At 40.8% G+C, this 12,009-nt stretch carries 10 protein-coding genes; 7 read left to right on the forward strand and 3 right to left on the reverse strand.

Annotated features, from left to right (window positions below):
* The first annotated feature begins 28 nt into the window (after positions 1 to 28).
* Positions 29 to 673 carry a helix-turn-helix transcriptional regulator gene (locus FIU21_RS00140; RefSeq protein ID WP_004359979.1) on the forward strand — a complete coding sequence of 215 codons (645 nt, stop codon included), beginning with the start codon at positions 29 to 31 and terminating at the stop codon, positions 671 to 673.
* A 478-nt stretch (positions 674 to 1,151) separates the two neighbouring features.
* Here FIU21_RS00140 and FIU21_RS00145 read toward each other — a convergent pair whose 3' ends face one another.
* Entirely contained in the window at positions 1,152 to 3,146 is a 1,995-nt protein-coding gene (locus FIU21_RS00145) for an OPT family oligopeptide transporter (RefSeq protein WP_004359978.1), read from the reverse strand.
* An 85-nt stretch (positions 3,147 to 3,231) separates the two neighbouring features.
* Between FIU21_RS00145 and tsaA the strand changes: the two genes are divergently transcribed.
* A complete protein-coding gene (tsaA, locus tag FIU21_RS00150; protein ID WP_004359977.1) occupies positions 3,232 to 3,894 on the forward strand; it encodes a tRNA (N6-threonylcarbamoyladenosine(37)-N6)-methyltransferase TrmO in 663 nt (220 codons plus the stop codon).
* A gap of 94 nt (positions 3,895 to 3,988) precedes the next feature.
* Here the strand turns inward: tsaA and FIU21_RS00155 are convergent, their stop codons facing one another.
* Positions 3,989 to 4,312, reverse strand: coding sequence for a hypothetical protein (locus FIU21_RS00155; protein WP_004359976.1), 324 nt, complete (start codon positions 4,310 to 4,312; stop codon positions 3,989 to 3,991).
* Positions 4,312 to 4,812 (reverse strand): zinc ribbon domain-containing protein, encoded by a 501-nt coding sequence (locus tag FIU21_RS00160; protein WP_004359975.1) that lies wholly within the window; start codon positions 4,810 to 4,812, stop codon positions 4,312 to 4,314. Before FIU21_RS00160 ends, FIU21_RS00155 begins: the two co-directional genes overlap by 1 nt.
* Positions 4,813 to 4,979: 167 nt before the next feature.
* Here FIU21_RS00160 and FIU21_RS00165 point away from each other — a divergent pair, with 167 nt between their 5' ends.
* From FIU21_RS00165 to FIU21_RS00185, 5 genes are all read left to right on the forward strand, one after another.
* Positions 4,980 to 5,576, forward strand: coding sequence for a DUF3256 family protein (locus FIU21_RS00165; protein WP_036886146.1), 597 nt, complete (start codon positions 4,980 to 4,982; stop codon positions 5,574 to 5,576).
* A 74-nt stretch (positions 5,577 to 5,650) separates the two neighbouring features.
* Positions 5,651 to 6,913 carry an MFS transporter gene (locus FIU21_RS00170; protein ID WP_004359973.1) on the forward strand — a complete coding sequence of 421 codons (1,263 nt, stop codon included), beginning with the start codon at positions 5,651 to 5,653 and terminating at the stop codon, positions 6,911 to 6,913.
* A 28-nt stretch (positions 6,914 to 6,941) separates the two neighbouring features.
* Positions 6,942 to 7,490, forward strand: coding sequence for a bifunctional nuclease domain-containing protein (locus tag FIU21_RS00175; protein WP_004359972.1), 549 nt, complete (start codon positions 6,942 to 6,944; stop codon positions 7,488 to 7,490).
* Between the two features lie 78 nt (positions 7,491 to 7,568).
* A complete protein-coding gene (locus tag FIU21_RS00180; protein ID WP_004359971.1) occupies positions 7,569 to 8,303 on the forward strand; it encodes an RsmE family RNA methyltransferase in 735 nt (244 codons plus the stop codon).
* A 380-nt stretch (positions 8,304 to 8,683) separates the two neighbouring features.
* On the forward strand, positions 8,684 to 11,944 hold the full coding sequence (locus FIU21_RS00185; protein ID WP_036886115.1) for a TonB-dependent receptor: 3,261 nt from the start codon (positions 8,684 to 8,686) through the stop codon (positions 11,942 to 11,944).
* Positions 11,945 to 12,009 lie beyond the last annotated feature (65 nt).

The following is a 12,009-nucleotide window of genomic DNA, read 5'->3' on the forward strand; positions in this document are numbered from 1 at the left end:
GGAATGATATTAAATACAAACAAGAAACATGAAGAATATTATCATCGCAGATAATCAAGATATCACACAGGCTGGAATGGCTTATGTGCTTTCTAAAAGGGATAATATATCTTGCCAAGTGGCAAGGAATAAGTCTGAGTTGATACTCCTTTTAAGCGATTGTCCCGAAGCGGTTGTGATATTAGATTATACCTTGTTTGATATTTCCAGTGAGTCTGATCTTCTGAATATCGGACAACGTTTCCCGCTTGCACATCTTATATTGTGGAGTGAGGAGTTGAGTGTCGACTTCATTCGCAGTCTTGTCAATGCAAGCAATCGGATTAGTGTGCTTATGAAGGATGCTAAGATGGCTGAAATAGAACAATGTCTTGACTATGTGTTGCAGGGTCAACGTTTCCTTTGTCAGCACGCTACTAACATGATTTTGGCCCCTACAGCGTTAGTTGATAAGGAGATTGTCGCATTGACAAAGACAGAGACTGAGATTCTTAAGGAGATTGCATTAGGTGCTACGACACGTGAGATTGCTGATAAACGTTTTTCTTCTTTCCACACGGTCAACACACACAGAAAGAACATCTTTCGTAAGTTGGGTGTGAATAATGTTCATGAAGCTATCCGTTATGCGATGCGTTCGGGATTAGTGGATGCTGCAGAATATTATATTTAAAGTATATCTTGTTAAACCTTAATCATCTTTACCCTCCTTTTCTTGATTTAAAAGGATAGAAATTTACGCGCATGAGTTGCGAAATATATTTACACTCATGCTTGTCTATTTGCCCTATTTTTACCTAAAAAGCACCCTCTTTTGTTGCGTTTGTAACTAACTTGAAATCAAGTTGTTATAAAACTGAATAATAAGAGGTGCTTAAATGGACTTCAAAAGGGCGTTAGTAACGTTGCTAAAGGGCACCTTTTGCAAGCCAATTGGGCGTCTTTTCAAACCCAATTAAGCATCTATTGATTTTTAAGTAGTGACTTTTTTATTACAATGTGGTTTGAATTGATGTTTTTCTTGAAGCCACCTTATAATGTTGTAGACTCCTTACAACGTAGGTTGATGACAACAGAAAGAGCCATATCAAACACTGTTAGCGTGAATTGATACGGCTCTTTTCGTATGTGTTATGGATGAAGGACCAATTTTAGTTTTGGTCTGCTAACTCCTTTTTGTTAAGCTTGGTTGCAAGAATGAAGTAGAGAATCAAAGCAGCGTAAGCCACAAGTGAGAGAAGTTCTGAGAGATGATTCTCCCACCAAGATGAGTAATCGAACTCGATACCACCAAACTTCAGTAGGGCAGAAACGACACCCATCAGCGCACCACCAGCAATGAAGCCTGATGCTAAGAGTGTTCCCTTGTCGCCACGTGCCTTGTTGACTGCTTCATCTTTAGAGCGAGTGGTTACATACCAGTTTACGGCGCCACCCACCAAGAGAGGAATATTCAACTCTAAAGGTATGAACATACCCAAAGCGAAAGCTAAGGCAGGAACCTTGCAACGGTCGAGAATGAGTGCGATAACTGCACCAATGCCATAGAGAACCCAAGGCGCACCTTGTCCACTCATCAATGGTTTGATAACAGCTGCCATTGCGTTTGCCTGTGGTGCAGCCAACTTGCCAGAGTTGAAGCCATAAGTCTTATCCAAAACAATCATCACACCCGCTACAGTAGCAGCAGAAATAATTGTACCGAGGAACTTCCATGTTTCCTGCTTCTTAGGAGTTGTGCCGAGCCAATAGCCAATCTTTAAGTCGGTGATGAATGAACCTGCCATAGAAAGGGCTGTACAAACAACGCCACCCATTAATAGAGCAGCCAACATACCAGCGTTACCCTTCAGTCCAACTGCTACCATAACGACAGATGCAAGGATGAGGGTCATCAATGTCATACCTGATACAGGGTTGCTTCCTACAATTGCAATGGCATTAGCAGCAACAGTAGTGAAGAGGAAGGCAATGATGGCTACGAGAAGAATACCCACAACTGCATGCAGCAGATTGAAGTCCATCACACCAAAATAGAAGAACAGGAAGGTGATGATGAGGGTGGCAATACTTCCGAAAGCAATAATTTTAAAGGATATATCACGCTGTGTGCGGAGGATTTCTTCCTGTCCACTGCCTTTACCTTTCATCTCACGTGCAGCCAAACCAACCGCACTCTTGATGATACCCCACGACTTGATGATACCAATGATACCTGACATAGCAATGCCACCGATACCGATTGAACGAGCGTATGACTTAAAGATAACTTCTGGTGCCATCTGTCCTACGGCTGTAGTGATTGATGGGTCCCACTGGTTCAGTACGGTGTCTGGGAAGATGAGTGCCATACCTGGTACGATAAGCCACCATACAGTCAGTGAACCAACACAGATGATGAAGGCATATTTCAAGCCGATGATATAACCAAGACCGAGGACGGCGGCGCCCGTATTAACCTTGAAGACGAGTTTAGCTTTGTCTGCTATCGTCTCACCAAAGCCAATCATACGACTCGTTACATTCTCATTCCACCATCCAAAAGTGGCAACTGTGAAGTCATAGAGTCCACCTACAAGACCAGCGAGGAGAAGAGGTTTTGCCTGACTTCCACCTTTCTCGCCACTCACGAGTACCTGTGTGGTAGCCGTTGCTTCAGGGAAAGGATATTTACCATGCTGATCCTTAACGAAGTATTTACGGAAAGGAATCAAAAAGAGAATACCCAAGACACCACCTAAAGCAGCTGCAATGAAGATATTGAAGAAGTCGGCTTCCAACTCAAGCATATAGATAGCTGGCATAACGAAGATACCTCCCGCAACAACAGCACCTGAACAAGCTCCGATACTTTGGATAATGACATTCTCGCCTAATGCGTTCTTACGCTTTGTGGCAGATGATACTCCAATAGCAATAATGGCAATTGGGATAGCAGCCTCAAATACTTGTCCAACTTTCAAACCAAGATAAGCTGCGGCAGCAGAGAAGAGAACTGCCATGAGAATACCCCAAGTGATAGACCATGGGCTTACTTCACGATACGTCTCTTGTGGTGACATGACTGGCTTGTACTCTTCGCCATCTTTCAACTCCCTAAAGGCATTCTCAGGAAGGTCAATGTTTTGATTCTGGTTATTTTCCATTGTTTAATAGTATTATTTGCTTGCAAAGATAAATAAAAATCATTTATCTTGTACCAATTCAGCATAAAATATTATCTTTGTCAGTATGAAAGAGATTAGACCTATTGCTTTTTTCCGTTCTCCCTTGACGTCAAAGTTCGGTATTCCTCGGCAAAGTGGACTGGCTGACAATCTGGTGGGTAAGATTGTGTTTGAGTCTCAATACCAACGTGAGGAGGCATTGCGTGGACTGGAAGACTTTGATTATCTGTGGTTAATTTGGGGCTTTTCTGCAAATAAAACTACCGATGAGGGCAAACTGACTGTTCGCCCTCCTCGCTTAGGTGGGAATGAACGATTAGGCGTGTTTGCCACACGTTCGCCCTTTCGTCCAAATGGTCTTGGGCTGTCTTCTGTCCGTATTAAACGAATAGTGGACGGAGTGATTGAAGTTGTTGGGGCTGATTTGATGGACGGTACACCTATTTATGATGTAAAACCTTATATCTCTTACGTCGATAGTCACCCAGAGGCAAGAGGTGGTTTTACCGATAAGAAAGAGTGGAAACTATTGTCTGTTATTATTGCAGAGGAGTATTCTAAGTTGTTTGATGCAGAGGAACTGGATGCCCTAAAGGAGGTTCTTTCGCAAGATCCACGCCCACAATATCAACATGATGCAGCACGTGTTTATGGTATGCCTTTCGCTGGGAAGGATGTGAAGTTTAGGGTTGAAGGGGATGTGTTAGAGGTTGTTGGGATTGATTAGGACGCTATTTGGCTTATTAGCCCAATTGGGCCAATTAGCCTTATAAGCCCAATTAGGCTAATAAACCCAATAAAGTTATTATCTCAATAATCTGTTATTTCCCCTTTAAATACCGCATCCAAGCATAGGGACGTCGATGTGATATATAATTAAGGTTATTCATATTCTCATAAGCTTCCCGTTCAAAGGATAGGTTCATGTAGGCACGACCTGCCATTGGTAGGCGTATGAGCCATTCAATGACATACCATAAATAAAAGGGAAGGATGAGCATTTCTAACATTTGTCGTGTATGAATACGCTCATGATTGATTATCTCCTTCGTTAGTTTAACGCCAGGATGAACAAAAAGAAACCCAAGAATGTTGATAGCATCATAATTCTTGGGCGGTAGATATTTCGTCCGAATAATCTTCATTAATCAGTCTCAATAGATTCAACACGTGGTTTGGAAACCGATGGAGCAATAGGTTGTGGCTCATTAGAAGAAGGCTCGGAGGTGCTGTTCTGATTGTCAGAACTGCTTGAAGAAGCGTCGTTGCTACTGCTCTTGCGACTTGAACGATGACTTCTACGAATACTGTTGAACACCTTCTCAGCCTGTTCTTCTTCCTGTTTCTGGGTAGAATCGTTGGCTGTAGTATCTTTAACAATTGTGTCGAACTTAGCCTTATTGTTGTCTGCTAAGTTTGAATCTGGTTCAATAGCAGTCTGTGTATACTCTGGATCGTTCTTATGTTGACCGTAATAATAGAATCCGAAGGCAACAAGGAAAATTGTTCCAAGAATAATAAAAGCAACCATACCGCGTCCTAAGGTTGGTCCGTTGTCTGTATCATTATTATTCAATGGAGTATTGCAGTAAGGACAATTCTTATCCTTCTCACTCACCTCATTATTACAATTACGACATTTCATATTTCTTTCTTTAGCTTTGATTTCTATCGGCAAAGGTAAAAGAAAAGGTAGAGATGACAAAACGATTTGCCTTTTTATTCGTTTCTTCTTTCTTTTTTGTATCTTTGCAGGGATTTTCAAGAGATGATATAATCATTTTAAAAACAGAAAAGAAGGAGTTTCTCGATATGAAAAAGATATTGATAATTATATGTTTCCTTACTTGTTGGTCGGGTGTTTCTGCCCAAAGTCTGCGTGAGGTATGGATAGAAATGCCTGATAGTATACTGCCTTATTTGAGCAAGAGCCAGCGTACAGAGCTGGCTGACTATGTTGAAATGAAGGCAGAACCAGCCGTCTTGAGTACTTTCGGTGATTCTGTTCGGATTGAACGCATGACCAATAACTATCTTTTATTGAAGGCAAACGAGGCAACACGATTGGAAATCAAGCTGTTGGATAATAACACGTTGGCTTTAGTTCAGACATGGATGGCACCTGCTGCAGAAAGTAAGTTGAATCTTTTCAACCTACAATGGCAACCTAAAGAAGCAGTTGTAGCGTATAAAGCGAATATTGTAAAACCCGACTCGATGAGTGATGAAGACTTTTCTGATTTGAAGACATTGATGTCTCCTCGTCTAAAAGAATATCGATTGTCAGCAGATAACAACTCATTGTCAGTAAGTTGGAACTATCCATTGCTTTCTAAGAAGGATGTCAAGCGTGTCACAGAGTTATTAAAGTCGCAGGTACTTAACTGGACAGGAAAAGATTTTCGATAGTAAAAAACGATTGCACATTTGGCAGTTTCTGATAAAATCAGTACTTTTGTGCTCATAAAATAATAGCTTATAGCATGAATTTGAAGGTACGTTTAGCATTGATGAACTTCTTGGAGTTCGCAGTGTGGGGAGCTTATTTGACCTCTATGGGTCGCTATCTTGGTAATATCGGTATTGGTCCTGAGATTGGCTATTTCTACTCAATGCAAGGTGTGGTGTCTATCTTTATGCCTGCTTTGATGGGTATTGTTGCTGACCGTTGGGTACCTGCTCAGCGTTTGTTGGGCTTCTGTCATCTGCTTGCAGGCTTGTTTATGTTTGCCACAGCAGGCTATGGCTTGAGCGTTGGTGACCATGCAGACTTCTCTACCATCTTCACTCTTTATTCGCTTTCTGTTGCCTTCTATATGCCAACATTGGCTCTCTCAAACTCTGTTGCTTATAGTGCTTTGAGTGATGCAGGTATGGATACAGTGAAAGCTTTCCCACCTATCCGTGTGTTCGGTACAATCGGTTTTATTCTTACCATGTGGTTGGTAGACATCTTAGGCTTCCAAAGCAATCAGAATCAGTTTATTACTTCTGGTGTGGTAAGTATCCTTCTCTTCCTTTATACCTTTACATTACCTAAGTGTGCAGTTAATAAAGGCACTGAACAGAAGAGCTTTGTGGATGCCTTTGGCTTACGTGCTTTTGCTTTATTCAAGGAGAAGAAGATGGCAATCTTCTTTATCTTCTCAATGTTATTGGGTGTAAGTCTTCAGATTACCAATAGCTTTGCCAATCCTTTCCTCTTTAGTTTTGGTGCTCAACCAGAGTTTGTAAACTCTTTCGGAGTACAGCATGCTAATATCTTGATTAGTCTTTCACAGGTTAGCGAGACTTGTTGTATCCTTCTGATTCCATTCTTTATGCGTCATTATGGTATTAAGAATGTGATGTTGATAGCTATGTTTGCATGGGTATTGCGCTTTGGCTTGTTTGGAGTTGGTAATCCAGGCTTCCCAGGTATCTTGATGTTCGTACTTTCAATGATTGTCTATGGAGTAGCCTTCGACTTCTTCAATATCTCAGGTTCACTCTTTGTTGATAATAGTACGGAGCCAGCTCTTCGTTCTTCAGCACAAGGTTTGTTTATGTTGATGACCAATGGTGTTGGTGCAACAGTAGGAACATTGGCAGCTCAAGCTATTGTAAATGCCTATACACATCCACAGACTGTGGGTTCAGATACACTGACTGTAGGTGATTGGCAGTCTTGTTGGTTCATCTTTGCAGGCTATGCCTTTGTTGTAGGTGTCTTGTTTGCTATTATCTTCCGACCAAAGAAAGCATAATTACATACTGATAAATCGTATAGAATTAATGAGTAAAGTTCAACTTATATATGAAGGTGTATCAGAGATAGTAGGAGGTCCAGAGTTAGGACTTCTCGTTCTGTCTGATCTTACACGCACAAGGCAGATTGCCATTGTGTGTGATAAACATATGGAGTATGAACTTGGCTTGCGAACAGGCGAGAAGTCTGTTACAGAAAGATTGTTGCCAGAAGTGCTTTGTAGTGTGAATCCAATGATGACAAGTGAGCACTATGAGATACTCTTTAATTCTATTGTTGATGGACAATATAAGGCTCTTTTGGTGAATAAAGATGACTTAACGCTTACCCCTATACGTGCTTCTGATGCAATCTTATTGGCACATGTGGCAAAGTTGAACATCTTTATGGAAGAGCATCTATTCAAGCGTCAGAGTGTTGATAGCAGTGTAAGTCAGAACAAGATGGCATTACCTTTAAATGCTTTAAGCTTTGAGATGTTGCATCATGCCTTGGAGAAAGCCATAGAAGATGAGAATTATGAACTTGCTTCTATGCTTAGAGATGAAATGAAGAATAGGGCAAAGGAACCTTGATTACGAAAGCTAATCAAGAATATCGAATTGCTATATAGAACATCCTTTTTAAAGAAGACGATGTTATAAAACCAAAGAATGAAAGAAGCAAGATACTTTTATGTCCCTAATGCAGCCGTAGAAACGGAGTTGCCTGCTGAGGAAGCAGTTCATGCAATACGTGTACTTCGGTTGAAAGAAGGCGATGAAATGTTCCTTATGGATGGTGAAGGCTGCTTTTATAAAGCGGAAGTAGCACTGGTATCATCGAAGAAGTGCCTTTATACTATTAAAGAAACGCTGAAACAAGAACCTGTTTGGCGTGGAAAGATTCATCTTGCTATTGCTCCAACAAAAGACATGGGGCGTATAGAATGGATGACAGAAAAGGCTACTGAAGTAGGCTTTGACGAAATCAGCTTCTTAGATTGTAAGTTCTCTGAACGTAAGACATTGCGTGCTGATCGTATAGAGAAGATTGTCATTTCTGCAGTAAAGCAAAGTCGTAAGGGTTGGAAACCTGTTGTAAATCCTATGACACCTTTTCGTCGTTTCATAGAAAATTGTTCCAACAATGGGCGGAAGTTTATCTGTCATTGTTATCCAGAGATTTCACGCGCAGACTTCTTTACTGCTATTTCACAGGAAGAACAGCCTTCTTCTGCAGAGGATATTACCGTATTGGTAGGTCCGGAAGGCGACTTCTCTATTGATGAAGTACGTTTTGCTTTGGAGCATGGTTTTGAGAGTGTTATATTGGGTAACAGCCGTTTACGTACAGAGACCGCAGGACTTAGTGCCGTTATGATGTCGCAGCTTGCACGTAGAGTGTAAGCTGTTTTTGTGTGTATAAAGTTTGAATAGATGGTGAAGACTTCTAAAAATAGATATCTGTAATTGAAATTATCATATTCCGCACCAATGGTGTTAAGCCTTCGCACAATGTGTGCTAAGCCTCCGCACATGATGTGCGGAGCATCAATACGACAGCAAATAATGGATAGAATCGTCCTTTATGGACATTAGTTGAAATGCAACAAGACAAATAATAGGTAATAGAACACTAATAATCAAGTTATATGATAAAAAGTTTATCGAGTGCAATAGAATTATTTTTTTCATTGTTCTCCCGTGTTTATATCAAAAAAAATGCTTAATTTTGCAGCATACATTTAAATAACGTTATTATTTATATTAAATTTTTTAGCTAAACTATGCAGAAAAGATTACTTTTCTTGATTACGTTGTTGCTTGCAATGACAACTACTGTCATGGCACAGGTTACAACTTCTGGAATCAGCGGTAAGGTTGTATCTCAGGGTGAAGATGTTATTGGTGCTACCATTACAGCGACCCACCAACCTTCAGGAACTGTTTACCGTGCTGTGACGAACATCGATGGCCGTTACACTATTCAAGGTATGCGCGTCGGTGGTCCTTACAAGGTGACCATAGCTTACATTGGTCAAAAGACAAAGACTTTTGATAATGTAACACTTCGTCTGGGTGAGACGGAAGATCTCTCTTGTTCTCTTCAAGACGACACCAAGGAACTTCAAGAAGTTGTTGTAAAGGGTAGTGCGGGTGTCAATGCAACCAAGACGGGTGCTGCACAGAGTATCAACTCTAAGCAGATTGCTGATATGCCAAGCATTACCCATGGTATTGCTGATGTAGCTCGACTTAATCCACAGTTGACAACAACGAATAGTGGTGCAATGTCTTTTGCTGGTACAAGCAACCGCTACAACTCTTTCATGATTGACGGTGCTGCCAACAATGACGTGTTCGGTCTTTCAAGTGATGGTACGAATGGTGGTAGAGCTGGTGCACAGCCAGTATCAATGGAGACTATTGAGCAGATTCAGGTGAACGTTGCTCCTTTCGACGTTCGTCAAGGTGGTTTTACTGGTGGTGCTATCAATGCTATTACAAAGAGTGGTACCAATAATTTCCACGGTAGTGTTTATGGCTTTGGTAACAATCAGAACTTGGTTGGATCAAAATATCCTCTCGCAGATGGTGGTTATGCGCCAAAGTTCAACAAACAGCAAGAGTATAATATCGGTGTAACCTTAGGTGGTCCTATTATTAAGGATAAGTTGTTCTTCTTTGCTAACTATGAGAAGACCAACAAAACCTATCCAAACCTTTATACTTTAGGTTCTGAGCAATCAGCTGTTGATGCAGCAAAGGCAAATGATATCTTGGTTAAGATTGCTGATATAGCAAATCGTCAGGGCGTAAACTTCCCAACAGTACTTTCTTCTGAAGATATTTATACAAAGAGTAATAAGGTAGGTTTGAAGCTCGACTGGAATATTAATGAGACCAATAAAGCCTCTCTTCGTTGGAGTCTTGTTGATGCAGTTCAGTTGAATAATGCTGGTTCACGAACAGCTGTTAATGGTAGTAGCTATGCTTTCCCATTTGAAAGTACTACCAATTCATTCATTGCAGAGTTGCAGAGTCGTATCTCTCCGTCTGTTGCTAATGAGGCTCGTGCAAGCTATGTACGTGTAAGAGACAATCGTGCTATCTCTGGTGAATATCCTAATGTTACTATCAATAACGTCGGTGGTGGTGCAGTAAACTTAGGTATTGACCGTTCTTCTATGGCTAACCGCTTGGATCAGGACATCTATACATTGGAAGATAACTTGACTTGGTATAAGGGTAATCATACCTTTACATTCGGTACTCACAACGAATTGTATAAGTTTACAAATCTCTTCCTTCAGGATCTCTTTGGTAGTTATACCTTCAAGAACTATGATTCTTTCGTAAGCTACTACAATGATTATGTTAATGGAACTATAGATCCAAAGAAGTCATATATTAACTTGTATCGTTATGGTCATGCAAATGTTGACGTAACAGGTAACCCACGTTGGGAATCTTCATTTGGTGCGGCTCAGTTGAGTTTCTATGCACAGGATAAGTGGGATGCAACCACAAACTTCCAGTTGACTTATGGTTTGCGTATGGATATTCCAATTATCATGGATACCCCTACTGCAAATGAGCCATTTGCTCAGTATGCAGAGACAAAGGGATGGAATGTTAAGACTAATCAGCGTTTGGCAAGTAGTCCTCTTTTTAGCCCACGTGTAGGTTTCCGTTGGGATATCAAGAAAGATCGCAGATTTATTCTTCGTGGTGGGGCTGGTGTGTTTACTGGTCGTATACCTTTTGTTTGGATTAGCAACAACTATTCTAATACTGGTATCCAGGTTTCATCATTTAATGTTAACGCTCCAACAGGCTTGAATTTGTTGCTTGACCCTAATGGACAGGAGGCAAATGCTAATAAGTTAAAGGCATTAGGAAGTCAGACTATCAATGTTTACGATCGTAACTTCAAGTATGCACAGAACCTTCGTTTCAACCTTGGTTTTGACTTTAACGTGTTAGGTATCAACTGGACAGCTGAGGCTATCTACTCAAAGACATTGAATGATATCCTTTATGAGAATCTTGCTTACGAGCAGACTGGTAAGACCTTTGGTGAAGTCTATGGTAGTGCAGGTGCTCCAGTAGAAGACAATCGTCCACTTTTCTCTAAGGTAACTGCAGGAAGTCCTTATACAAATGTTTATAAACTCAGCAATACTTCAAAGGGTTATACAATGAACTTGAGCTTGAAGGCTGAGAAGCATTTCGACTTCGGACTTGACTTGATGGCAAGTTATACTTGGACAAAGTCTATGAGTGTCAATAATGGTAGCTCATCTGTTGCAGAGAGTAACTGGAGATATAATTATACTTATCGTAACCCTAACGACCCAGAGTTGGGCTATTCAGCTTACAATATTCCTCACCGTATTCAGGCTTCTGCTTACTATCACATAAACTATGGTGCACAGAAGCAGTGGCAGACTACTGTAGGTCTTATCTATCAGGCTAAGAGTGGCTCTCCATATAGTATCTATTATTATGGTGATGTTAACGAAGATGGCGCAAATGGTAACGACCTCTTCTTTATCCCAACAGATGCTCAGATTGATAAGATGCAGTTTGAAGAGACTAACTTCTCTGCTAATGCACTTACGAAAGCAGTCTTTGGTGATAACTTCACTGCACCTAAGTTGACTGCTGATATGCAGCGTGCAATGATGAAGCATTGGATTGGCAATGACTCTTATATGAAGAATCATCGTGGTGAATACTACAAGCGTTATGCTGATAACCTCGCTTTCGAACATCACTTCGATGTTCACTTCGCACAGAAGTATAGCTTCAAGGTGGGTGGTCAGATTAATTCTCTTGAGTTGAGCTTCGATATCATTAATGCTGGTAACATGCTGAATAAGAACTGGGGTCATACCTATGGTGATGGTTTCGGTGTTTATTATAGTCCAGTTAACTATCAGAGAAATGGTCGTTACCAGTTTACTGGTGGTTATGCAACACGTAACTATAATGACTACTACAGCCGTTGGCGTGGTCAGATTGGCTTGCGTTACACATTCTAAGATGTAAGATAAAACTATATAAAAAGCAGAGACTCTTGTTGGGGTCTCTGCTTTTTTTGTTACCT

Origin of the sequence: Prevotella melaninogenica (assembly GCF_013267595.1) — a bacterium.
In the GTDB taxonomy this organism is placed as follows: domain Bacteria; phylum Bacteroidota; class Bacteroidia; order Bacteroidales; family Bacteroidaceae; genus Prevotella; species Prevotella melaninogenica_D.